The organism is Leptolyngbya sp. NIES-2104 (assembly GCF_001485215.1).
Classification (GTDB): domain Bacteria; phylum Cyanobacteriota; class Cyanobacteriia; order Leptolyngbyales; family Leptolyngbyaceae; genus Leptolyngbya.
The window spans coordinates 2019673-2045004 of record NZ_BBWW01000001.1; the positions used below are offsets into that span (position 1 = coordinate 2019673).

18 protein-coding genes and 2 tRNA genes are annotated in these 25332 nt (G+C 46.3%); 12 read left to right on the forward strand and 8 right to left on the reverse strand.

All coding sequences use genetic code 11. From position 1 onward, the window contains the following. Positions 1 to 444, forward strand: coding sequence for a hypothetical protein (locus NIES2104_RS09320; RefSeq protein WP_058997892.1), 444 nt, complete (start codon positions 1 to 3; stop codon positions 442 to 444). Between the two features lie 207 nt (positions 445 to 651). Next, entirely contained in the window at positions 652 to 1008 is a 357-nt protein-coding gene (locus tag NIES2104_RS09325; RefSeq protein WP_059001640.1) for a hypothetical protein, read from the forward strand. A 19-nt stretch (positions 1009 to 1027) separates the two neighbouring features. On the opposite strand, the gene NIES2104_RS09330 is transcribed toward NIES2104_RS09325, so the two are convergent. From NIES2104_RS09330 to NIES2104_RS09340, 3 genes are all read right to left on the reverse strand, one after another. After that, positions 1028 to 1852, reverse strand: a complete 825-nt coding sequence (locus NIES2104_RS09330) for a hypothetical protein (protein ID WP_058997894.1) — start codon at positions 1850 to 1852, stop codon at positions 1028 to 1030. A gap of 67 nt (positions 1853 to 1919) precedes the next feature. Further along, positions 1920 to 3263, reverse strand: coding sequence for a hypothetical protein (locus NIES2104_RS09335; protein ID WP_058997896.1), 1344 nt, complete (start codon positions 3261 to 3263; stop codon positions 1920 to 1922). A 288-nt stretch (positions 3264 to 3551) separates the two neighbouring features. Further along, positions 3552 to 5066, reverse strand: a complete 1515-nt coding sequence (locus tag NIES2104_RS09340; protein WP_058997899.1) for a PAS domain S-box protein — start codon at positions 5064 to 5066, stop codon at positions 3552 to 3554. Between the two features lie 707 nt (positions 5067 to 5773). On the opposite strand from NIES2104_RS09340, the gene NIES2104_RS09345 reads away from it, so the two are divergent. From NIES2104_RS09345 to NIES2104_RS09355, 3 genes are all read left to right on the forward strand, one after another. Next, positions 5774 to 7630, forward strand: a complete 1857-nt coding sequence (locus NIES2104_RS09345; RefSeq protein WP_058997901.1) for a serine/threonine-protein kinase — start codon at positions 5774 to 5776, stop codon at positions 7628 to 7630. A 362-nt stretch (positions 7631 to 7992) separates the two neighbouring features. Next, complete coding sequence (locus NIES2104_RS09350) at positions 7993 to 9687, forward strand: hypothetical protein (protein ID WP_058997903.1); 1695 nt, start codon at positions 7993 to 7995, stop codon at positions 9685 to 9687. A 33-nt stretch (positions 9688 to 9720) separates the two neighbouring features. After that, positions 9721 to 11124, forward strand: a complete 1404-nt coding sequence (locus tag NIES2104_RS09355; protein ID WP_058997905.1) for an FHA domain-containing protein — start codon at positions 9721 to 9723, stop codon at positions 11122 to 11124. On the opposite strand, the gene NIES2104_RS09360 is transcribed toward NIES2104_RS09355, so the two are convergent. Genes NIES2104_RS09360 through argS form a run of 3 tightly spaced genes read right to left on the reverse strand, consistent with a single transcriptional unit; the run spans position 11121 to position 13624 of the window. Beyond that, complete coding sequence (locus NIES2104_RS09360) at positions 11121 to 11609, reverse strand: GNAT family N-acetyltransferase (protein ID WP_059001641.1); 489 nt, start codon at positions 11607 to 11609, stop codon at positions 11121 to 11123. The genes NIES2104_RS09355 and NIES2104_RS09360 overlap by 4 nt on opposite strands. Before the next feature lie 25 nt (positions 11610 to 11634). Beyond that, the gene (locus tag NIES2104_RS09365) at positions 11635 to 11865 is read right to left on the reverse strand and encodes a hypothetical protein (RefSeq protein ID WP_058997907.1); all 231 of its coding nucleotides are present in this window, start codon (positions 11863 to 11865) and stop codon (positions 11635 to 11637) included. A gap of 1 nt (position 11866) precedes the next feature. Next, positions 11867 to 13624: an arginine--tRNA ligase gene (gene argS / locus NIES2104_RS09370; RefSeq protein WP_058997909.1), complete on the reverse strand. Its 1758-nt coding sequence runs from the start codon at positions 13622 to 13624 to the stop codon at positions 11867 to 11869. A 199-nt stretch (positions 13625 to 13823) separates the two neighbouring features. Here argS and NIES2104_RS09375 point away from each other — a divergent pair, with 199 nt between their 5' ends. The 4 genes from NIES2104_RS09375 (at position 13824) to NIES2104_RS09390 (ending at position 16774) form a co-directional block, all read left to right on the forward strand. After that, positions 13824 to 14609: a C39 family peptidase gene (locus NIES2104_RS09375; protein WP_058997911.1), complete on the forward strand. Its 786-nt coding sequence runs from the start codon at positions 13824 to 13826 to the stop codon at positions 14607 to 14609. 128 nt (positions 14610 to 14737) lie between these two features. Beyond that, positions 14738 to 14809: transfer RNA gene (locus tag NIES2104_RS09380), tRNA-OTHER, on the forward strand. Positions 14810 to 14811: 2 nt separating this feature from the next. Then, positions 14812 to 14888: transfer RNA gene (locus tag NIES2104_RS09385), tRNA-Phe, on the forward strand. A 350-nt stretch (positions 14889 to 15238) separates the two neighbouring features. Continuing rightward, a complete protein-coding gene (locus NIES2104_RS09390; protein ID WP_058997913.1) occupies positions 15239 to 16774 on the forward strand; it encodes a slipin family protein in 1536 nt (511 codons plus the stop codon). Positions 16775 to 16891: 117 nt separating this feature from the next. Here NIES2104_RS09390 and NIES2104_RS09395 read toward each other — a convergent pair whose 3' ends face one another. Next, positions 16892 to 20371, reverse strand: a complete 3480-nt coding sequence (locus NIES2104_RS09395; RefSeq protein WP_058997915.1) for a filamentous hemagglutinin N-terminal domain-containing protein — start codon at positions 20369 to 20371, stop codon at positions 16892 to 16894. A 203-nt stretch (positions 20372 to 20574) separates the two neighbouring features. Between NIES2104_RS09395 and NIES2104_RS09400 the strand changes: the two genes are divergently transcribed. From NIES2104_RS09400 to NIES2104_RS09410, 3 genes are read left to right on the forward strand one after another with little or no spacing between them, the layout of a single operon-like run. Next, positions 20575 to 21528, forward strand: a complete 954-nt coding sequence (locus tag NIES2104_RS09400) for a S1C family serine protease (protein WP_058997917.1) — start codon at positions 20575 to 20577, stop codon at positions 21526 to 21528. Then, complete coding sequence (locus NIES2104_RS30755; RefSeq protein WP_072218046.1) at positions 21528 to 22370, forward strand: S1C family serine protease; 843 nt, start codon at positions 21528 to 21530, stop codon at positions 22368 to 22370. Before NIES2104_RS09400 ends, NIES2104_RS30755 begins: the two co-directional genes overlap by 1 nt. Further along, entirely contained in the window at positions 22367 to 22951 is a 585-nt protein-coding gene (locus NIES2104_RS09410; RefSeq protein ID WP_058997919.1) for a response regulator transcription factor, read from the forward strand. Before NIES2104_RS30755 ends, NIES2104_RS09410 begins: the two co-directional genes overlap by 4 nt. Here the strand turns inward: NIES2104_RS09410 and NIES2104_RS09415 are convergent. Beyond that, positions 22948 to 25290 carry a tetratricopeptide repeat protein gene (locus tag NIES2104_RS09415; protein WP_058997920.1) on the reverse strand — a complete coding sequence of 781 codons (2343 nt, stop codon included), beginning with the start codon at positions 25288 to 25290 and terminating at the stop codon, positions 22948 to 22950. The two genes, NIES2104_RS09410 and NIES2104_RS09415, sit on opposite strands and share 4 nt — an antisense overlap. Positions 25291 to 25332 lie beyond the last annotated feature (42 nt).

Genomic DNA, 25332 nt, shown 5'->3' on the forward strand with positions numbered 1-25332 from the left:
ATGAATAAAATCCTGCCCATTCTCGGCTTAACAGTCGGTGGAATCGCGATCGCATCGATCGCGGTTCCGAATTCAAGTGCTCATCAGAAACTGATCAGCAATAACAATGTTGCGGTCATGGTTCATTTTGATCCGAATGATCTTCCTTACGCAAACAAGCCATCGGAAACTTGGTTTATGTTGATGCGGAATGGTGGAGAAATGATTTCCCCAGCGAATTGTGATTGTCAGGTTGCAGTGTATGATTCGCAAAATCGAGCGATCGCGAAACAGTTACCGCTTTCGACAAAGCCGATCGAGGGTCACCAAAAAGGTCATGAAGCGATTCGCACTGCAATCACATTTCCGATGGCAGGGGCTTATACCGTGATTCTAACAGGGCAAGCCAAGGATCAAAGCTTCGCGCCTTTTGAACTCAAAGTTTCTGTAACGGTTCGACCTTAATATTGTTCACTTCTCCCAAGGAAAGAGAAATGGCTAGACTTCGATATCGCTCTCTACAATCTCTAATTTTCGTTCCAGTTTTCGCGGCTGCAATGTACCTGATCTGCACTGTGCATTGTGCGATCGGGCATTAATGTGCCGATCCAGTTGACGGAGAGGATCAGGGTGCTCACCATTTCTTCAAACTGTCAAACGAACGGAGCAACAATGATTCGAGCACTTGAAAAGCCAGTCTCAACCAAAGCGCAAACACTCAGCCAGAAAATTCATGCTGCGCTGGAATTTGCCAAGACTCTACCGACACAAGACTGTGTAGCAGAAATTAGAATCAGTCTTGCAGCGATTCAAGCTTATTGTGAAACGATCGAGAAAATATTCATCGTCGTTGAAGAGCGAATTACCTGCAATCAGCATGATTTAAGCGGCTCTTCACAGGATCAAGCAACGCTCTTTCGCGGACCTTGCAAAGATGCGTCTGTTGCGATCTGTATTACCGATCGCGGTTCTTTGCTCTACCGCAATAGTAACGAATGGCAAATTTACCGGAATGCAGGCGATCTCTAACCTGCATTCCATTGGGTGCTTACAGATCTAAGTGATCTGCATAAACTAATCGGGTTGCCGATCGCAGTTCAAACAACAAGTATTCCTCCATCACACTCCAGAAAAACGCCCGCAGCGTCTTTCTTCGAGCTTCACTAGGAATCGTATAGTGAAAGGGTGAATCACATGTGTTCAGCTTGGCTAAATGACTTTCGCAACCACAGCCATGCTCAAAGAAGTAACCATGCTGACTTGAAATACTGTCGATCAATCTTCTCAGCATCGACACATAGCCACCATGTAAAATCGCATCGAACTTACGAGCAACATCAAGATCTTGCTCACTAAAGCGAAACGATCGGACTTCAAACAAGTTCGATCGTTTTAGCGGATGCAAAAATGTCCAATAGAAAGTCGCAGGAACATCGTAGCCCAGTTCATCAAACAGAGCACTGACAATCTCAACTAATGCAGTGCATTCTTTCTGCTGAGTGTCGCGGGTATAAACCGCTGCACGAATTTGCTCAATATCTGGATAGTTTTCTGGTAAAAATGCCTCCCCGAAATGGGTGACGGCTTCCCAGGCTAATCGTCCATTTCCTTCACAGTACGCATTCTTGAGATGCTGACTGTCGGAGCGCTCTGTAAAAAGAATGCTGCCTTGTTGATTCTTTGCTAGAAAAACTTGCGCCATTGCGGTATACACACGCGGTTCGCTCATCCAGCTTCCTGCGGCGATCCGCTGCCAGCTTTTGGGCATTGCAGCTAACGGAACGGCGGGTTCACCTGCGATCGTCGTTAAAGCCGTTTGGGAGATTGCAACCATTTGCATCGAAAATCCTCCACTTGATACAGTTTCGGTCATTTCAATTCTTGAATTCTCAAGAACCTCCCTATTGAAGCATTGGATCGAGATGCTGTATACCCGTGTGTTAAGTTTTTGCAGCTTTGGAAAAATCAACGCCGAACAGCTTTTTTAACACGATCGCTGGATCAGTCTGCGGCAAACTCATCTCAATAAACAGCGTATGTGCAAGTTTTAACTGTGCTGCACTGTATTGTCTTCGATTTTGCGACTGAGACACTGCTAAGCTCAAATCATGAAACCATCGCATCAAAACAGGCAGAGAGTTTTCTAATACGATCGTGCCTGATTCAGGCGTAAACCGCAAAATTCGCCGCTTAAATCGAGCATTCATCAAGGTGTAGCTTCCCGCATCTTGATGAATTTCCCACCTTGATTGGGGCATTGCTTTCTCGCTCCAAGCCACCCACAACCGAATCCGCTTTAGAATGCCGTCTGCATCACTTTGATTCGACAGGTGAAAGGTCAAGAGTTTTGGCTGTACTTCCAATACTCGACGCTGCGGCTCATCTGAAATCCCTTCATTGGGAAACGGTGAAGCGATCGACTCTGGGCGTGACGGCGCTTCCATATCGAAGTTAGGCGACGAATCAACGGTCGGTAGCGGTTCAGCCACCGAGGTCGGCAGAGCGCCACGAGATGACACAGAGAGTTCGGGGGAAAGCTCGATCGCTTTGACTTCCCAGCGATAGCGATCGAGTTCGCCGCCCTCGTACATACATTTCGGAAAGGGATAAGTTTGCTTAGAGAGTGGTTGATAGGTTTGGGGGTTGAGATACTCTAAATGGAGTTGAATATCGGGAACATCATTTTGCTGTTTATCAAAGGTGTAATCGGGTGGAGGCGGCTCTAGACAAATCAGGCGAACCGTTTGGACTAGACCAGGAGTTTTGCTATCTCGAAGTTCAAAAACGTTATACGGTGGATTAAAGATCAAGCGTTCTTCTGTGTCAAGAAAGTAAGACAATGTACAGCCTTGAGGAACGTGGAACAATGCGCCGATATATCGATCGAGCTTTGGTTTTCGTCGTCTCAGATACACAAAGTATTGCGTCGGCTCGGTGAGTCCGCGTGTTTGATAGCTGTAGTCTTTTTTGAGCAACAGACGGGTATTGTGTTCGATCGCACTGGTTCCGGGGCGATGCCGACTGCCGATTTCTTTTAGTCCAAATTCAACGATCGCTTGAATGTGATCGGATTCAAGCTGGGCAATGAGCTTGCGGATTAAAGCGACTTTAGCTTTAGGTGAAAGCTGGGCTGCCTGGCTCAGCAGGGCAGTTGAATTCGAGGTTGAGTCTTCCGCATCAAGTCCAGACTGAAGAAGTTCCTCGTTCGCCGCATCAACTTCTGGCTTAATTGTTGCGTTTGTCAGCCGCTCTTCAATGTCCGCTTCGGGAACTTCACGACTCATAGTTAAGGCGAATGAATGGTTGGGGCAAAGCACTAGGGAACTAACAATCTGTCAGCAACTTGTTGGTCAAATCGCTCACATTACAAACCATTTCGTTTGCAATAAACTCATTTTATCCTAAAGCTTTCTAAATCTAGGGGGGTTCGATAAAAGATTAGACGAAGATGAGGACTGATTTATGAAGGCTTGATGAGAGGCAAATAATAAACATCACGCAAAAAAAGCCAGAATGTGAATCATTTCTGACTTTTAATCAATTAGATGATGTGTGATATTTTTGACACGTTTCTAATCAGATAGCTCAGCTTTAATCGGTTCTCGATCGCTCATCTCTAATAGCAGTCCATCTAAACACAATAGGTAGCCATTTTGATTAAAAATTCCTTGCTTTCGTTCAGTCACCCAGCGAATTGCACCATTCGCATCGATGATTCGATACTCAATGGAATGCGGATGGCGATCGAGGATCGTTCGCATTAACGAATCTTTCAAAATAATAATGTCATCGGGATGCACAATGCTCAAATAAGATCGGATTTGATTGTTGACAAAGACCGAGGCTGGATATCCAGTAATTGCTTGAATTTTGTCGCTAACAAACTGCATCATGTAACTAGAATCACATCGAAATGCCACACCCATACTGTTAACAATCAGCGATCTAAATTTCTCCTCATTCTCTCTTAGTTCAATTTCTAACGCTTTACGATCGGTGATATTATGACCGCTCATCATGACCCCATCCATCTCCAGCGTTGAGGGAAATCGTTGACCCTGAATCGCCAGCGCGACCCATCGATTGGATTTGGCTCTCCACCACCATTCAACTCCAGACGGGTTCGTCTGAATATTGTTGCTCCACAATTGCAAAGCCAGATCAATTTCATTTAAATTAGTGGGATGAATTAGCTCTTTAATTTGGCGACCGAGCAATTCCTCAGATTGATATCCCAAGAGGCTTTCTACCGCAGGACTGATGTAAATAATTTGTCCGCTGTAACTAGTTTGAATAAATAAATAAGGGCTATTTAAGAATAGCGTTTTCCATTTTTCTTCGGTTCTGACCAGTGTGCTGTATATCTTTTTATTCTCGGTAATATCTTCTAATATCACGGCGAAAAATTGGGATTCAGATGGCTTCGTCAAGACTTCGATCGATGAAACACTCAGATTCACCCAAATCATTCCATTGTTTTTAGTAATCAGCCGTTTCTCGATCGTGTAAAACCCAATCAATCCGTCCAGTAAATTCCGCTTTGACTGCTCATCGCTGCTTCGATCTTCTGGGTGCACAAATTCTTCAAGATTAATCGCTTCTTGTGTATCTGCTCCCAGTAAATTCAGTAGGTTTTCATTACACTGAATCACATCTCCGCTTAAATTAATTAATGCAGTTGCAAGGTTCAGATGTGCCGATTGTAAAATTGCTTTCTCGTAGGCTTCAGTAAGATTACGAGTGTCGCTCTTTTCGATTGTCAAAAACATTAATTTTGAATTTTGATCAAATTCTAGGGAACATTCTAAAGTCTCCTTTACGTCTTTCATCTCAATTGTGAATTGAACGGCTTCTCCTTGCGAAGCTCGCTGCCAAAATTTCGCTAATTTCGAGCGAAATTCAGACCGAAAACAATCGAAAAAGTTAGCTTGATTTGCTTGAGTTTGTAGCAGATTTAAGAAGCTTTGGCTGATGTAAACTCTTTCGCCTCGATCGTTGTAAACGCAAATCGGTTTTAGCGATCGCTCTAGAAACGCGGTCAGTTGATGAGTTTGAAGCTCAGAAGCTTTCCAAAATGGTGAGATCATTGTAATGCTGTGCCAGTATCGTCGTTTTGCAATGGGGTGAGTCTGGATAAAACGCTACGAAATATAGTGTTGTTGACTCGATTCAGTTGCACTCACTTGAGTTAGGTTGCCTCGATCGAGGAACGCTCTGGCAGTTACACCCGCACTAATACAGACTCCTGAATCATAGAGGAGTGTGGAAGCATTCAGTTGAATGATGTTTGCGAAATCGCCCCAGTTTGGCGCGATTGCCCTGATTTAACAGTTTTAGACTCAAGGATTATGGCTCAATCATAATCAAGCATTGTGACACTTTACGGAGTGTCACATCTTCTAGAAATCATCTCGATAAGTAATTCTACTTTTTTAGCTCAAGAATTTAATTAGAACCTAACTTTAGGATGCAGTTCTAATTAATTTAATGATTTTTCTAAGGCAAATCTCGCAGAATATCTAGTCAAGCGCGGCATCAGTGGTTATAATCTATGCCAGCATCTCACCATTAACTATCATTCACCCAAGCTTAAGCGACACTTTATTCACGACTCCACTTTAAGTCGCCACAGTGTTTGTAAACGGATTTAGAAACCTTACGACTTCGCTGAATCGCACGTTACGCTGCGACAAAGTTTAGAACTGCTTTAAATTGACGATCGAGCAACTTGCTCGACCCGTTTTGCAATAAATGAATTGTGCATCTCAGCATTGTGCATTGAGGCTGATGAATTATGATTGGGCAACTCTTAACCGGGCGTTACCTCATTCTGGAGAAACTAGGCACAGGAGGATTTAGCGAGACTTATCTAGCTCGTGATAAGTATCTTCCTCAGCATCCTCTCTGTGTGGTGAAACAGCTTAGACTTCCTGTACAAAGCAAACTTTCAATCGAAACCGCTCGTCAACTCTTTGAAGCAGAAGCCCATTTGCTCGGACAGCTTGGACAGAATTATGCTCAGATTCCGACGCTGTTTGCTTACGCTCATGAGCAGGATTCGACTTACCTTGTACAGGAATACATTGAAGGTGATACACTCGCCGCTTGGGTGAACTCGCCAAAGCCATTTAGTCCGAAAAAAGCGATCGCGCTTCTCCTACAATTGCTCCCCGTCCTGAGCTACATTCATTCTCACGGTGTAATTCACTGTGATATTACGCCCAGCAATCTAATTTACCGCCGCCGAGACAGTAAGATTGTGTTGATTGACTTCGGTGCAGCTTCTAAAACCAATGCAACTCAGCAACCTGCTCTGCTCGGAACTCCTGGCTATATTCCCGATGAACAATGCTTAGGAATGCCTCAAATCAGCAGTGATCTCTATGCGTTGGGAATCTTGATGATTCATTTATTAACAAAAGCTGATCCCCGACAGTTCAAACAAGACTTAATTTCGGGAGAACTCGACTGGCAGCATTACCTAAAGACCTCTCTTCCAGCTAGTTTAATGATGATTCTGAACCGTTTAGTGCGAAGTCGAGTCAGCGATCGCTATCAAGACGCTTCTGAAGTATTAGCTGATTTGAAACAATGGCGTATCTCTCAACGACCTCGACCGAATCGTCTACGCACTGTCCAAAAAGTGCTCTTACCGATGAGTGCGGCGCTATTTTGCGGTGCTCTGATCTCACAGATCCCTAAGTTAAATCAGAACTATGGTGAACAAGCGAAAAGCGCAATCTCACAACTCGAACAGCAGATTATTCCACAGACAGAGAACCATTTAACGATGCTGCGCGAATTGTCCATGAAATCCGGGATCGATCGATTACTCATTGCTCCAAATAAGCAAGTGATGGTCAGTGTGGGTGTCGATCGTCGATTACAGTTATGGTCGTTACCGGATGGCAAGCAAACGGCAACTCTGGCAAATGATCGAGTTCCGATTACAACACTCGTGATTAGTTCAGATAGTAGATTTTTAGTGAGTGGTCGCGAAGATGGTACACTTCAGCTTTGGGATATCAATCGGGGTCGATTGCTGCAACAATTTACAGGGCATAAAAAATCTGTGATTGCGATCGCAATTAGTCCGGATCTCAAAATAGTGACCAGTAGTAGTAAAGACAGAACAGTTCGTCAATGGAATCTACAAACAGGCACCTTGATTAGAACGCTCAATTCTCCTGCATCAGAAGTGAGCGCGATCGCTTATCCAGCTATTTCTGACAAACTGATCACTGCAAGCCGCGATCGCAAGCTTCAAGTTTGGAATCTCCGAGATGGACAAGTCGATCGTACATTCTCCGGACACACTGACGAGATTGTAGGACTACAGATCGTCAATGATCACACCCTCATTAGCTTTGGTAAAGACCGAGGAATGATGTGGGATTTAAAGCGTGAAACGCTTGCCCAAGTGCTACCAGAAGCATCTGCCAACTCAATTTTAGTGTCTAAATGTAAGCGCAACATTATGACAGTTCATAGTAACGGGAGTATTCGCGCTTGGATTCCAAAAGATGGACAGCTTGTGATGCAAGAGACGGGTAAGCTGGACAATCCAAAGAACGTCGCATTTAGCCCAGCTCATGACTACCTCGTGAGTTGGAATGCAGATCAACGGTTACGCTTCTGGCAAATTCACTAAGAGGATGTTTGAAAAGTTGTCGTTCGTTACAACGCCCCGCCCTGAAATGAATTTCGGGCTAATCGGTGAAAGTCCTTTGCCAAGGACTAAGAAACTGAAACTGGCTCCCAGTCTACTTCAGTAGACTTTCCACGATTAGCCCGAAATTCCATTTCAGGGCGGGAGGCAATCGAAGCGAAGAGACTTTCTATACTTTTCAAACACCCTCTAACAGCGTTTGATCAATTAGCAATGTTCTTTCTACGATTCAAAGTTTCTCAAAATGGGAATTTAGGGGGCGAAGAATCTATCGCATCAACAGATTGATTGGGTATTACCCCTGACTTCTCATTGCTATGTACTGCTCCAAGAGGCAAAACTCTATGCTGCATCAAGTTCCCGAAAAGACCATGCACCGCGTTCGCTGGTTGTTGACGCTCGGCTGGCTATTGTTAATCGCATCGCTGTTCTACGACCCCATCACACCCGCATTCACTGATCCTGGAAATCTCGCCAGTCCATTTCATGTAAACCTGCAACAGTGCATTAAAGTTCGAGAAACTTGCCTACCACAATCTTCGTTCTCAATGAGTGCTTTGATTTGGTGGGCGATGATTGTTCCTTGTGGGATCTTTATCTTGTTAGTGTTGGGGCACGAATTCTGGCGGCGAATTTGTCCGCTGTCGTTCCTTTCTCAAGTGCCACGTGCGTTAGGAATTCAACGACGGCGAAAAGTGGTCGATCGTACCACTGGAGAAATGCGGCGCGAAGTCGTCACCATTAGTGAGCAGTCCTGGCTCGGACGAAATCATCTCTATGTTCAGTTTGGGCTATTTGTTCTCGGCTTAGGACTACGAATTCTCTATGTGAACTCCGATCGCTTTTCGCTAGGAGTATTCCTGCTTGCTACCATTTGCTGTGCGATGCTGATCGGTTATTTGTATGCTGGGAAAAGCTGGTGTCAGTATTTCTGTCCGATGGCTCCGGTGCAGATGGTTTATACCGGACCTCGATCGCTCTTTGGTAGCCAAAATCATCTCAGACCTGCATCTGCTATCACGCAATCGATGTGCCGTACTGTTGATTCTCAGACGAATCGAGAACAAAGTGCCTGTGTGGGTTGTAAAGCGGCTTGCCTTGATATTGATGCAGAAAAAAGCTATTGGACTGAGTTGAATAAACCAGGTCGTAGACTGGTGCAGTACGGATATTTAGGCATGGTGATTGCATTTTATCTCTACTATTTCCTTTATGCCGGAAACTGGGATTACTATTTTACGGGCGCATGGACACACGAGGATGATCAGGTTAAAAATGTCTTGGACATAGGCTTTTATCTTTATCATCATGCGATCCCGATTCCAAAAGCGATCGCAGTTTTCATCACTTTTGCTGTTCTGATTGCGATCACATTCAGCTTAGGAATGATCTTAGAAAAGTTCTGCCGCAAACTTCCAACTCACAAAGGTCGAACGATTTCTAAAGAACAAGCTCAGCATTTAGCTTTTACGATTTTTACGATCGCGTCATTCTGGACATTTTTCTCTTATGGTGCGCGTCCTTCTCTGAATCGATTGCCAACGTATCCTTTATTAGCGTTCAACGCATTGATTGTTCTGGTGGGTTCACTTTGGCTCTACCGCACTCTGCGCCGGACTCGCAGCCAATACGAGCGGGAGAACATGGCAATCAGCTTGCGAAAACAACTTCAGAAGCTCCCGATCGATCGGAGTTTGCTAGAAGGTCGATCGATCGATGAACTGACCCCCGATGAAATCTATACGCTGGTTAAAGTACTGCAAGGCGTTTCGCAACAAGTTCGACTACAAACTTATAGTGATGTTGTTCTCGATTTACTGCGACAACAAACAGTAACCGCTTCTGGCAGCTTTGAGTTTTGCCGTCAACTGAGACAAGAACTTCAGATTACTGATGCTGAACATTTCTCGACGATCGAAGCGATCGCGCTGCACAGTCCAGAAATTTTATCTGCTGCACAGCCTCCTGTAGCAGAACTTCACACTGCGACCACGGTGGCACGAACGATCGCGAAACCTTCCAAACGCTTTAATCAATAATCTCGCTGTTCAGGATAAAAGAGGCGATGCCCCATGTTGACACTAAAATCAGTAAACTTTGAGCAACGAGAATTCCAGATTCATCAGCTTGAAAAATCTCACCCCGAACAAACCGAATGGGTCATCGGACGGCATACGACTTGTGATCTGGTGCTTGCGAGTCCCGAAGTCAGCCGAGTTCATGGACGGATTGTTTATCTAGATAGTTCCTACTACTTTGTTGATGTCGGCAGTGCATCTGGATCTGTCTTAAATGGTGAGATTATTCCTGTGGAAGAACCGCGTCAACTTCAACTTGGTGATTTACTTCAGCTTGGAGAAACGTTCTTGCACGTTGAAGAACTCACTCCTCTAACTGATGTAATGTCGATCGAGCCTTCTAACCAATCTTGGAACAATGAAAATCTCGTTTGTCGCTGTTGTCGCATCATTAACGAAACACCGGATGTGAAAACCTTTTGTTTTGTCGCTGAACCTGCGATTCAGTTTGCGTACTTACCCGGTCAGTTTGTCAACATCGAAGTCACGATCGACAATCAAACGATCATCCGCCCTTACTCGATTTCTTCGTCTCCGACTCGTCCGTATCATCTGAGCATCACAGTCAAACGTGTTCCTGGCGGGCTGGTTTCTAACTGGCTACAGGATCATCTTAAAATTGGCGATCGCGTTAAGCTCATCGGTGGTGCAATGGGTCGCTTTACCTGTGTGCCGAATGTTCCAAAAAAGCTACTGTTCATCTCTGCGGGAAGTGGTATCACACCGATGATGTCCATGTTGCGCTGGCTGCAAGATACCTTATCGGATTGTGATATTACGTTTCTTCATAGTGCTGCAACTCCGGAGGATATTATCTTCCGAAAAGAGCTTGAAGCGATCGCGGATCAGATGCCAAATTTGCGCCTTGCGGTCACGATGACTCGAACTCATCAAGCTTGGATGGGTCTAATCGGGCGGATTTCTGAATCGATGCTGTCGATCGTTGTACCCGATTTGCTCGATCGCTCCGTTTACGTGTGCGGCTCAGAACAGTTTATGCAAAGCATTCGCACTCTGTTAGAGAGCATTGGATTTCCCATGCAGAACTATCAGGAGGAAAGCTTTGGGGGTCAATCACTTAAACCCACTATCCAGGTTGAGCGCAATGGAAAAGGTTCTACTCAAAAGAATTCGGCTTCCATCCTTCACTTTACTGAGTCAGACCAGCAAGTCTTGATCGAGCATGATACTCCGATTTTAGAAATTGCAGAACAAGCAGGAGTACAGATCCGCCATGCTTGTCGGGCAGGGGCTTGTGGAATGTGTAAAGTCAAAGTTCGCAAAGGGGAAGTTCGATATGAAACTTCTCCGACTGCATTATCGATCGCAGATCAAGAAGCGGGATATGCTCTTTGCTGTGTTGCTTATCCAGTGGACTCTTTAGAAGTTGAGGCTTAATTATCTAAGAAGCGATACATTACATAAGCATCAACGTATCCAAGAGTTTTGTGATGAAATGATTTGGGTAAGGTTCCAACGATCGAGAATCCTAGCTTCTGCCACAAGGCAACAGCGGCATGATTCGTACTCACCACAAAGTTAAACTGTATCGCTAAGTACCCTAACCGCTTTGCTTCTTGAAGGCAGTGAATTCCCATTGCTTTGCCAATTCCTTGACCGTGACAATTTGGATCAACCATAAAACTAGCATTCGCAACATGCGATCCGAGATCTCTTTGATTCGGAACTATCTTGTACATTCCGACAATTTGACCTGCTGTTTCTGCGACGTAAGCTGTGACTCCTGCTCCAAACCAGTAGGAGAACGCATCTTCGCGGCTCGTATCGGGAGCGAAAACATAGGTATCACCGGGTTCGATCACGGTCTTGAAGATTGTCCAGATTGAGGTGAAGTCGGTGTCGATCGCTTTCCGAATCAGCATTGTTGAAAATCTGCAACTGCTTGCATCATAAATTTTCGCCAAGATTCGCATACATTTCTTGACGAGTTTGATTAATTTCTGATTTGGAGGGAGCCTTTCCAAGTTTTGCCAAAACTCCGAATGAGGAGATTTTCGAGGGCTGTGATCGACTTAACTTCGTCAAATCCATTTCTGCTATTAACTGTTGAACTAGGCGCAGTTTATCGATTTCTGAAAGCTGATTCACAACGGTTAAAACTTGCTCTAATGTTGTCATTTTACATTCTCTCCAATACCTGAATTCCCAGCAACGATAATCCGAGCTTCAGAGTTCTAGCTGTCAAATCACACAATACCAATCGAGAAGTTCGAGAGGGTTCTTCCGCTTGTAGAACAGGAACACGATCGTAAAACACATTATATTTCTGACTCAGTTGGAACAAATAATCACACAACTGATTCGGAAATAGATCTTGCTCAACTTCCGATAAAACAGTACTAAACTGGAGCAGATATTTTGCTAAAGCTAACTCTGCTTCATGTTCTAGCGCCAATTGAACATTAGAACCAAGTTGACTAAAATCAATGCCACCTTTACGACTGATGCCTTGAATTCGAGCATAGGCATACAACATATAAGGTGCTGTATTGCCTCGTAGTGCCAACATCTTATCGAAGCTGAAGATGTAGTTACTGGTACGATTCTGGCTCAAGTCAGCATATTTGACAGCACTAATACCAACCGTTTTGGCAACATGATTGATAAAATCTTCGGTTTCATGTCGATCGTCGTTTGCAAGTTGAGTTTCTAAATCGGCTTTTGCTCGATCGATCGCTTCATCTAGCAAATCCCGCAGTCGAACCGTATCTCCCGATCGCGTTTTTAACTTCTTCCCATCCTCACCCTGCACCAATCCAAACGGCACATGAACGACTTCCAACGTATCGGGAATCCATCCCGCTCGACGGGCAACTTGGAAGACTTGAGCAAAGTGATTCGCTTGTCCAGCATCGGTAATGTAAATTAAGCGATCGGCATGATCTTGCTGTACCCGATACCGAATTGCTGCTAAATCAGTCGTCGCATAGTTATAACCCCCATCCGACTTTTGAATAATCAAAGGCAACGGATTACCTTCACGATTGGTAAAGCCTTCGAGAAACACACATTTCGCGCCTTGATCTTCTACCAGCAAGCCAGATTTTTCTAAGTCTTCGACCACTTGCGGCAGAAGTGGATTGTAAAAAGACTCTCCCCGTTCTGTGATGTGAATGTCTAGCAGATCATAGATGATCTGAAATTCTCGACGAGATTGATCACATAACAATCGCCAAGCCTTTAAAGTATCTTCTGCACCCGATTGCAATCGCACTACTTCTTGACGCGATTTCTCCTGAAACTCTGAATCTTCATCAAATCGCTGTTTCGCCTTTTTATAAAACGCTACTAAATCACCCAAATCTAGAGCATCTGCGGTGGTGAGTGCTTCCGGTGCAACTTCTCTGAGATAGGTGATTAACATTCCGAACTGAGTGCCCCAATCTCCGACATGGTTGAGGCGTAATACGTCGTGTCCTTGAAATTCTAGAATTCGGGAGATTGAATCACCGATGATCGTCGATCGCAAATGTCCAACGTGCATTTCTTTCGCAATATTCGGACTGGAGAAATCAACAATCACTTTTTTCGGATCTTTGACAGGTGGAATTCCTAAGCGTGAATCACCCGCCATTTCGCTCAATTGCGCCTGAAGATAAGCGGGTTTCAGCGTCAGATTAATGAATCCAGGACCCGCGATCGACGGTGCTTCACACAGATCATCAATCTGCAAATTCTCCATAATTTGTTGTGCGATCGCTCTTGGCTGCTGACCCAATCGTTTCGCCAACGACATCGCCACATTCGCCTGATAATCCCCAAACTTCGGATTACTTGTTGGAACCAGCATCGGGTCGGTTCCTGCCCACTCAGCCCCAAACGCCGACACCAACGCGGCTTCCAAGCGATTTTTTAATTCAGCGACGGTTGCGTTCATATTTCCTCAGCCTTACAGCGCGTCCTTCTAGGATAGCGACCCAACCTATTTATGATTCAGTACTGTGCTCGTTTAGGCAAGAGAAGCGGGGTAAATTTCAATTTTTATTCCCGAAAAATCACGAAGTTGCTGTTCGGAAAAATCGGGAATGCTAGGGAAGCAATTTACAACAGTCGTTAATCTGTAAGGGATGCTCTCAATGCCGCTGACCCTCCGAATTGAAACCAATACCGTTCTCAAGCGTAAACCGATTCAATCGTCTGAACTGCCCGAAGACCAAAAGCAACCGATCGAAGCGGGTCGAGAATTTCAAATTGATTCGTATACTATCGATCGAGGTCATGTCCGCTGCTTTTTCAGCAAAGACACATTCAAAGATACGAATGTCTGGTACGCCTTTGGTAAGCACGTCAAGATTTTTCGCGAAACGCAAGTTTTCCCCCGCACGCTTCCCGCCAAAATCAAGCTGGAAATTCCTTACAAGTCGCAGCGGGACAATGTTCTAAATCCAGACGGCGCTTGTAATGTCACCTCGATCGCGATGTGTTTGCGCTATCTTGGAGCCGCTCGCAAAGAAATGGCGGGACAATTCGAGGATGAACTGTATAACTATGCCACTCGTCGGGGTTACAGTCGCCACAATCCGTATGATTTAGTCAAGATTGTTCAAGACTATGGAATGCGCGATGAGTTTAGAACCGATGCCACGATCGAACAAGTGCGCTCCTGGTTAGCGGATAGCAATCCGGTTGTGATTCATGGCTATTTCACCGATTTTGGTCACATTGTTGCGGTCGTTGGCTACGACGAACTCGGCTTTTCAGTTCACGATCCATATGGAGAATGGTTTTGGTGGGGCTACGACCTCAACGATCCAAGCGGCAACAACAACAAAGGTGAGTCGCTGCACTACTCCTATACGATGATCGAGCGTTTGTGCATCCCAGATGGTAATTTCTGGGTTCATTTCATCTCCAAACCTTGATTTTTGTGTTAGCGTCTCCAATAGGGAAGAAACAAAGGTTTCTGTAGCGGTTTCGGTTCTCAATGCCGAACTGTCACGCGATCGATTCGATGCCAGCGTGTGTCACAGTGCCAGAGATTTAACCCGCTGTTTGATTAGCTCAATTGGAAGAGCAATCGACTGAAATCGATGCGTTACAGGTTCGAGTCCTGTATCAAACACCCGAAAGTTAGCCCAATCGGAAGAGGCAATCGACTGAACATCGATCGGATGCAGGTTCAACTCCTGCACTTTCTACCACCCCGCCCTAGGTTATCGGGCAGCAGTTCGCCAAACTGACACTTCTGGTAAAGGGAGAAATCCCTGTGGTTCGACTCCACATTACTCTACTGCCCCGCAAGGTTCGTGTTCGGCTGAATCAACCCGATTCAGCAACAGTTGAAAGGCTTGTGCGATCGTCGTTTCCTTTTCGCTTGAGTATGTCTCTGCTTTGAATTGCTTGCAGTTCGTAGCACAGCGTATCTGAGGGATGGCTCTCTTAATCCAGCGTCCAGAGCGCGATCGCCCGCTCTGGATCTGTGAACACAAATCTTGTGGGGTTTTCAATTTTTGATGTAGTATATGTAGTATGACGAGCGGGTCAATAGACGATGTTCAAAACGTTTTATATCAAAGAGAGCGATCGCGGTGTTTTATACTACCGCGATGATTTCCAGCAAATCCTACAGCCCGGAACCTATCGCCGTTCGTGGGCGACTCGCTGGCGCGTGGTGAATTACGATCTAGCTCAACCCGAAGCGAAAATTCCCAACTTAGAATTTCTTTTACGATCGCATCGTGCTGAACTTGAGGCGCACTTAGTTGTAGTACAAACTGCGTTCAATGAGGTCGCGCTCGTGAAAGCGGGACAACAGTGGATTAGTGTCGCTCCGAATCAATTAAAGGCGTTTTGGCGCGGGTTTGCTGAAGTAGAAGTTCACCGTTTCAACTTAGATCAACAGCTTGAACTCCCGATCGCATTAGTTCAACAAGTCCGAGGAATTGCGATCGACAATCTTCTAAAAATCCAAGTTTCCGAAGCTGAAATTGGCTTGCTCTATGTGCAAGATAACTTTGTGCGTCCGCTCGAATCGGGAGAATATGCGTTCTGGACATTTAACCGCAAAATTCAAGTACGATCGCTCAGCAAAATTGTTCCGAATCCTCAGTTTCCCTTAGTCGATGTCCTGATTGATCAGCATCCTGACTTTGTGACAACTTATTGTGAGTTAGTGCAACTAAGCAGCAATCAAACTGCGATCGTGCGCTATCAATCGAAAGCGATCGAACTGGTTCCCCCTTCAAGCCGCAAGCTCTTTTGGAAAGGTGTCGAAATTGAAATCGTAGACATTGAAGCCGAACCGAAACTACCTGTACGACTGGTGAAAGAACTAGTCACAGGCTCGATCGAGGTATCAATGCTCAGTCACGAATCGCTGCACACATTAGAAGTTCCAGCACAGCACATTGGACTGCTCTACCTCGATAGTGTGCTTCAAGAACCACTGACGGCAGGAACACATACTTGGTGGAAATTTGGTCGATCGATTAAAACCGAATCGCTCGATCTTCGCCTGCAATCGATCGAAGTCTCTGGGCAAGAAATCCTTACCAAAGATAAAGTTCCACTGCGGTTGAATCTCACAGCAGGCTATCGATTTGCTGATCCGATTCGCGCAAAAACAACGCTAGTCGATATTTCCGGCTTTTTATACAAAGAGCTTCAATTCGGCTTACGGTCTGCGGTCGGAACGCGATCGCTCGATCAATTGCTAGAGGATAAAAGTGCGATCGATACGACGATTTCCGACTACATTCGCGCTAAAGTAGTCGATTACGGAATTGAAGTGGAATCGATCGGAGTCAAAGACATTATCTTGCCTGGAGAAATCAAAGCGATTCTCGGAAAAGTGGTCGAAGCTGAGAAAGCAGCTCAGGCGAATGTGGTGCGTCGTCGGGAAGAAACCGCTGCCACTCGCAGTATGTTAAACACCGCAAAGGTAATGGAAGATAACCCGGTGGCACTGCGGCTAAAAGAACTCGAAGTGTTAGAGCGCATTGCTGAGAAAATCGAACACATCAATGTAAATGGAGGTTTAGAAAGCATTCTGACTGAACTAATCCGCATCAAAGGACAACCGAACTAAGAGAGTGTCTGAAACGTAATCGTTTGCTGCATCACTTGCCCCGAATTTTATTCCGGGGCGGGTGAGCGCAATGAACAACACGCTTTCAATACTCTCTAAGAAACTGCACCATACCCGTTATTGGGTAATGCCTGCACAAGTCGCCATCAACGTTGGCATCGATCGTTCTGCAATTAGTTCTACTTGACCCGTGGTAGGATTGCGTCGCCAAGTGCTGGCTTCCATTAACGGCGCTGAAACCTGAATAGGTTGAATGGCTGACTGCCCAACTGGAGAAAGCGATCGTACATCACCCCAGACCACAGGCGCAGGGCTGATATTTTCTAGCGGATTTGTGGGCAGTCCGCCCCGACCCGAAACAATAAAGCTACTGTCTTGAACTGATTGACAGCCTTTTGCAATTTGCTGATTCGGATCAATCACTGCCACGGGTAACTCGACCAAGCCAGAGTTCGGATCAAGGCTCAAAACATTAATCTGAACACTACCATTGATACCGAACTGAGAACTTGCAGTGATGTCGTTGTTCGGCGTGAGTTGGTCGCCATACTGAAATCCGAAGATGCCTTGCGTAGTAATTCCAATATTCCCGCCGCGTCCTTGAAAAGCGTTTGCAACAATATCACTATTGCCCAAACCCAAAATGTAATCGGCTTGAATCGTGATGTTACCGCCGTTCCCGATCCCCCCTGCTTCAGCAGAAACTAGACTCTGATTGTTCAGGGTGAGCAAGTTCGCAAGCGATAGAAAAATATTGCCGCCATCGCCCGAAGCGGTTTGAGCATTCAAAGCAGAACCTTGATCAAGCGACAAACGGTTCGCTGTGACATCGATCGTGCCGCCATTCCCAGTTCCACTACTGCGGCTTGTGATTTGGGAATTGTCGCGCAGAGAAACGCGATCGGATCGAATCAAAACATCGCCTGCTTGCCCCTCATTCGTCGTTGCAGTGGAAAGCGTTGAGGCTTGATCGATCGCTAATGTAGAAGTAAAAATCGAGAGCGTCCCAGCATTCCCGCTACCTGTCGATTGACTACTCATCTGACTCTGCCGTAAAGCTGCACTATTCGCGTTCAGCGTGATTTTTCCAGCATTGCCACGCCCCGAAGTACTACTATCGATTTGACTATTTTGCAGTTCGACTTGATTGGCACTCAGACTGATTGTGCCGCCGATCCCGTTGATCGTTGAAGTCGAAATCGTTCCGCCACGAGCTACAAAGCGATCGCTGACTGCTAAATCTACTGTTCCCGCATTGCCGCTGCCCGTATTGCTGCTCGTAATTTTGGATTGATCTAGCGTCAGCAAGTCGGTTGTCATACTGATTTTGCCTGCATTTCCAGCGTTACTACTCGCGGTCGAAATTTCAGAACTTGCCTCTAGCGATGCTGTATTGCTTCTTAGTAGAATTTCTCCAGCGTTGCCCTGTCCAAGAGCCTCTGTCGTAATGTTGCCGCGATTGGTTAATTGCAGTTGTCGAGTCTGAAGATTGATTTGCCCACCTTGTCCCACTCCATTTTTACCCACGCCGCTTAAAATGATGCCCCGATCGACTTGAATCGATTCAGTCGCTTGCATCCGAATTGATCCAGCATTGCCCACACCAAACGTACTGGAAGAGACTTCTGCTCCGTCTTTGACAACGACGCGATCGCTCATGATCGTGATACTTCCAGCGTTTCCTGTCCCGCTTCGATTAACAGTTGCATAAATGCCAGAATCTCGACCAGTGGCAAGAATTTCCTGACCTCGAATGGTGATATCACCGCCAGTTCCAGTGCCCAATACACTACTTGAAACTTCAGCACCCGCACTCAAACTCAGTTTCCCGGCTTCAATTTCTAGATTGCCAGCGTTACCTTGAGCCGTTCGGTTAATCGTGGCAGTGATTCCACTCGACACGATTCCAGAAATTGCTTCTGTTCCTACTCCCACTGCGGTAATTTCATCGGCTTTGATCGTCACTCGACCCCCGTTTCCAACTCCAGCGGTGCCACCAAAGATTTGAGCACCATTGAGCAGCGTTAGCCGCTGAGCTTGAACCTCGATCGCTCCAGCATTTCCAGTCGCTCCCGCTGCAACCGACGAATTTAGCCCGGTCGAAAATCCGCTTGTAGCATTGGCGCGATCGGCATAAATTTCAGTCGCTTGAATCTTTAAACTGCCTCCATTCCCAGCACCACTGGTTCCCGCATAAATTTGAGTATCGTCGGTTAAAGTCAGTTGCTCTGTTGTAATCGTGGCGATTCCAGCATTTCCTGTCGCTCTCGCCGCAACGCCGATCACACTCGATCGCGAGTTCGGCACTTGAGGGTTGCCAAATCCCGCTATGGATCTAGCATTAATTGTAAGATTGCCGCCCTGACCCGATGCTCCGGTTTCTGCGTAAATTCTACCGCCTTTACCCACTTGTAGATGCTGCACATTCAGGGTGATGTCTCCTCCTCGTCCTTGAGCAGGTTGGTCAACCAGGCTATAAACTACGCTAGAAAACCTTCCATCCGTTGAAGTGCCTAACACTTCAAGGCGATCCGCCCGCACCGTCAAGCGACCGAGGTTTCCTTGACCTCCAAACGCTTCTACACCCACCAGTGCACCCTCGACGACGCTAAATAATGGTGTGCTAATCGTTAGATCACCACCATTCCCGCTTCCTGAAACAATGCCTGCGAAAAATCCACTTCCAACATTTTGACTGTTCAGACCAGCGACCGTTACCGACTCGGCAGCTTGAACCGTGACCCCACCGCCCGATCGCGCTCCATAAGTCAGAGTGTAAATCTGCGCTCCGCCTGTTACATCGACTTTGTTACCCCGAAGTTGAATCGTTCCGCCGCCATCGCCGCTCACTTCTACAAAGCTTTCATTTACAGCAATATTCCGAAAGGTTGCCGCATTACCGTAGCCAAATGTCCAACCTGTCGTACTAGGAGCGATCAACACAGAGCCATTACTACCAACGCTGTCTAGCTCAATGTGACCATCAGGAACATAAAGATAACTATCTTGGATTGCAATGTCGCCACCGATTAACGCCAAAGTTTGTTCAGGATTTACCTCAAGCTGAGATTGAAGCGCGATCGTGCCCGGATTGCTGCCCATTTGTAGACCGATTGGAGCACTGATCGTGAGAAGCGGCGCGGGTAATGGCGTTTCAGTTGCTAAGAATTCCGCACCATTATCAAACCGGATGCCACTGGCTGTACTCCCGATAAACGATCCGCCAATGCTCAAACTGGCATTTGGTCCGAACAGAATTCCATTGGGATTGAGGAGAAATAGGCTGGCATTGCCATTCGCCGCGATGATGCCATTGATGCTAGAGGCGGTTGTACCTGTGACGCGACTAAAGATGGTTCGCACTGCGCCTGTATTGTTAAAGTAAGCGAAACCGCCTGTGGGAATTGAGAATTCTCGGAAGCTATGAAAAAGGTTGCTTCCTCCTGAAGTGCCGCCTGTGATGGTGAAATTACCGCCGCTGGAGTTGACGATCGTATTGAGCGTTCCATCGGGTACAACGGCTTGAGCCTGAACGCGATCGACAAACGCAAACAATCCAGCCCCGGCGATTCCCAGACACAGTGCGATGCGATTCATAGTTCTGAATATAGAGTGACAGGTGTAGGGTGCCCAGTCCCTCCTATTTCCTCTCAATGGAAAAACCCCGCATCGTCAGGATTTAGTGCGTGGGTAGGACTTGACCTAGACAAATGGCTAGGTCAAGTTCTACCCGAATCTCCGATGCTGCTTGGATAGAGGTTACGGCATTCTGAAAACAGGACATCGTTTACCTAAACTCTATGACAGATTCAACATTAACAGCGTTAGCGTTCTCGAATCAGCTATCAGATGCGGTTGAAAAAGCATCTCGCTCGATCGTTGCTGTCAACGCCCGCAGAAGACGCACCTCTAGTGGCATTCACTGGCGCAAGAACTTAATCATCACGGCTGATCACACGATTCAGCAAGACGAAGAAATTAATGTAATCTTGCCCGATGGTCGATCGACATCGGCATCGATCGCGGGACGAGATTCGACAATGGATATCGCCGTTCTCCGCCTCGAATCGATCGATCTACCCACGGCTGAAATTGCTGATTCTACTCAAACCAAAGTTGGTCAGATTGTTCTCGCTGTCTCTAGAAGCGCAGAAGGTTCAACCAGTGCCAGCATGGGGATCATCAGTTCGATTAGCGAAGGCTGGCAGCATTCTGGTAGACCTGATCATCATCGCCATGGCAGACGATCGAGAAGTACGATCGCACAATTGATTCAACCTGCACTCATGATGTATCCGGGCTTTTCCGGTGGTGCATTGATTAATCCTGAAGGACAAGTGCTCGGAATTAATACAGCAGGTGCGCGACAGTTCCCACTAACGATTCCAGCAGCAATGGTCGATCGAGTGTTAGATCAATTGCTCCAAACCGGACGAATTGCACGCGGATATCTAGGGTTAGGAATGCAGGCGATTCGATTACCGGAAGCACTTTGTCGATCGCTGAATCTCTCGAATCCTGGCGGTGTAATCATTGTTAGCGTTGAACCCGATGCGCCTGCGGACAATGCGGGAATGTTGCTTGGAGATATTTTAGTAGCGTTGAACGATAACGCGATCGAGGATGTCACCGATGTTCACTCAATGCTGAGTTCTGAGCAAGTTGGGCAACCGTTAACTGCAAAGATTGTTCGGGGCGGGGTGCTGACGGAAAAAACCATCATTGTTGGAGAAAGACCAGGGAGGAATGGCTAATGTCACTCACAGAAAGCTTTGCGGCAATTGTCGAGCCGATGCGTCGATCGACCGTGCAAGTTCGTGTCGGAAGACGGGAATTTGGCTCAGGCGTGATTTGGCGATCGAATGGATTGATCATTACCAATAATCATGTTGTGCGGGGACAAGATGCGATCGTTGAACTCTCAGATGGTCGAACCTTCACAGCCGAAGTGAAAGGTCGAAACTCACAGCGTGATTTAGCTGCGCTCCAGATTGATGCAACGGATCTTCCTGTGGCTACTGTAGGTGATTCTGAGCAGCTACGGGTTGGAGAATTGGTGTTTGCGGTGGGACATCCAGGCGGAAGGATTGGTGCAGTGACCGCAGGGATTATTCATACGATCGAGTCTAAGAATGCGTGGATTCAAGCTGATATTCAATTAGCTCCGGGTAATTCTGGCGGTTTATTAGCGAATGCGAAAGGGGAAGCGATCGGCATCAATACCATGATCGTGAATGGTAAAGGGCTTGCGATTCCAAGCAAAACAGTCGAACAATTCCTGAATAACATGGGCAATGTTCCTTATCTTGGTGTGGAGCTTCAGTTTGTTCGCGTGATCATTGATCGCCGTCCAGCTTATGGATTGTTAATTACTGCGATCGAGCCTCATGGCTCAGCCGAGAAAGCGGGATTGTTGCCTGGAGACATTCTGATCGGAGTTCGTGGCACTGTGTTCCAATCGCAGAATGAACTATTCTGGATTCTACAAAACTCGAATGTCGGGGATGGAATCACGATCGAGTTTCTGCGAGGTGGGCAACATCTGAGCCGAAACGTTATTCTAGAAAGCCGACACAGTGAGCCACAAGCCGCATGATTCGCGTGTTTATCATTGCTCAATCGATCGTGACTCAAGCAGGACTTACAGCGCTTCTCACCCCAGATTTAGCGATCGCTGGAAGTGCAATCCGTCCTGCTTCGATTTCTTCTGCGATCGATGCTTCTGATGCGACGGTGATTTTACTCGAACAAGATGCAATGTCAGATGTTTCTGAAGTTGAAATTCCGATTGTTCTATTGCTAGATGATAGTTCTGCGATCGCTGAATTTCTACAAGCTGGAATTCGCTCGATTCTGCCGAGTGATGTTTCTCGCGAACAACTCACAGAAGCGATTAAAGCTACTTCAGCAGGGTTAAGCGTCCTTCATCCTGAGTTGATTGATTCGATGTTTGTGCCGACAGTCCGATCGTCTGAACCGATGCCGCTCACACCGCGAGAAGTTGAAGTTCTGACGATGTTAGCGGAAGGACTGGGAAATAAAGCGATCGCGCAACATCTCAATTTATCGGAACATACTGTGAAATTTCACATCAGTTCGATTTTTAGTAAGCTAGATGTTTCGAGCCGAACCGAGGCTGTTATTCTCGGTGCAAAACAAGGATGGATTCTACTCTAGGCTTCTTGCACTAATCGCAGACTTGGAACTTCTGTGTGAACAAAGCGTTTCCGCAGTTTGTGAATCGCTTCGATCGCATGTTGATGTTTCGCTTGATCTCCTTGCACCGAGAACAACCAAGCTGCTTCTTTCAAATCTTGAATGGCACCCGTTTTATCATTCATCGTGCTCCGAGCTAATCCGCGATGAAAATAAGCCACAGCATTTTGAGTATCGATCGTTAGCATTGCAGTAAAGTCATCGACCGCACCAAGTTTGTTGTCGAATCTCAGGCGGGCTAGACCTCTTTGCACATACGCATTTAGACAAGTAGGATCGACTTGAATCGCATAGCTAAAATCCTCGATCGCATTCACTTTTTCACCAATCTGCAACCAAATCACCCCTCGGTTACAGTACACAATCGGATTACGACCCTCGATCAAAATGGCACGATTGAGATCCGCGATCGCACCTGCATGATCTCCGGTTTCAAACTTCACTAAGGCACGATTGTTATACGCGACACTCTGTTTTGCATCAAGTTTAATCACAGTTGTGTAGTCTTCGATCGCGCCTGCTCGATCGCCCATTTCATAGCGAGTAATTGCTCGATTGAGATAAGCGATCGCATTGTTTTCTAGCACTGGATGATCAAAGCGATCGATCAAACCTTGAATCACAGTTGAATTTTGAGTGCGAAGCCCGATCGCCATTTCAGGAAAAGCAGTGCTCGCAGTAGTAACCGGATGCAGTCCCAGAATGCTGTAGGTTGAATCGCATACCAGGAAATTCTCGCTGGTTCCCAATACTTTGAAGCGAAATTGTGATGGATAGTTGCGCTTGAGTTGGGTTAACTGTCCGAGAACCTTTCTGAGAAAGTTCTTTGGAATCGATGGAGTTTCCCGATCGTGAATGTATCGCGTCTGCTGTGCGGCTTGTTCATCTCCTAAATGTCCCCAGCCAATGTCGAGTGAACCGCCGCGATCGAGGAACGTTTGAAAGTTCTGAAGCAGTTCATCATCGAGTGTGGCGCGATCGGGATAAGGAAAAACGACAATCACCCGCGATTTCGCCGTTTCGAGTGCTTGCTTCAAGACTGTCCGTGTATTCTCAAACGGATCAGTATTCTGTGCCAAATTAAACAGCAATTCATACTCAGACTGAGCAGAAGTAGCAATCTCTGCAAGCTGACTTTCCGTGACTTCTAACCGTGAAGTTAGGTACTTAATTTGAGTCTGAAGTGCACTTGCATCAAGCATTTCTGGCAGGCGGGTCATCCATTCTGACAAATGCTTTTGTTGTCGATCGAGGTTCTGAGTATGTTGCTGCACACTGTCGAATTGCTCCTGTAAATGGCTCAAATGTCCATTGATCATTGTTTGCATCTCAGTGTGTAGCTCAGCTAAATTCGCACCACTTGAAAAAGTATTAAGGCGATCTTCAAGGTGTGTGACTGTTGCTTGTAGCTTCTCAACATCTACCATCGGTGCTCCAGGATGTCCGGTTGTCATCCAGGTTGAGAGAGTATCCATTTGCTTTCGCATGATACTGTTTATCGATCGCAAAGGTGCAACGGTCTGCTCTAAGCTCTGATGCTGTTGTTTGATCTTCTCAATCTCAGCCATCAATTTTGCTAAATCCCGCCGAGAAACTAGCTCACCAACGACTTTCACTAATCCATCGACTTCTTGTTTTAGTGCGGTTGCATCAAATGGCTGAGGCAAACGATTCAATCGTCGATGAATCTGATGAATTTCATCTTGCATCACACGTGGAATCACTTGCTTCTGAGTCGTTGCAACTTCGGTCAGCTTGTTTTGAAGGTATTCCACTCCAGAACGCAATTCTACGATCGCAGTTTCCGCGCTCTCGACTCGATTGTTCGTCGCGAGTCGTCCTAACTGCTGTGAAACGGTTGCCAAAGATTCCGAGAGTTGAGAGTACTTGCTTTTGAGATATGCCAGTTCTTTTTCAAGCTGATCAAAGTCTCGCTCCTCGATCGCGCTAATCCGACTCGAAACATTGTGCTGTAATTGTGCGATCGCGTTATCGTGTCGCTGTTGAATTGTTTTCCGAACGCTGGCAAGATCGACAAAGCTGGGAAGGGTACGAACTTGCTGATCGAGGACTTTGATCTCGTCAGAGATTCGCTGGTCGAGATGTGCAATGCTAGTATCTGCTGCTCTTAATGTCTCTTTATCGAGACGGCGGCGATTGACTAAATTCAGTAACAATAAGCACGAGATAGGGGCAGCCGTAAATGCCAGTTGTTGTGACGCGATCGACGCGATCGAGCCAAAACCTGATCCAATGAGTACCAAGTATTCAACCAGGCTAAGCCATTTTGCATTCTTCATATTGCCCCTGAATCCCACAAGTCACTGAGTAATTAAAAGCAC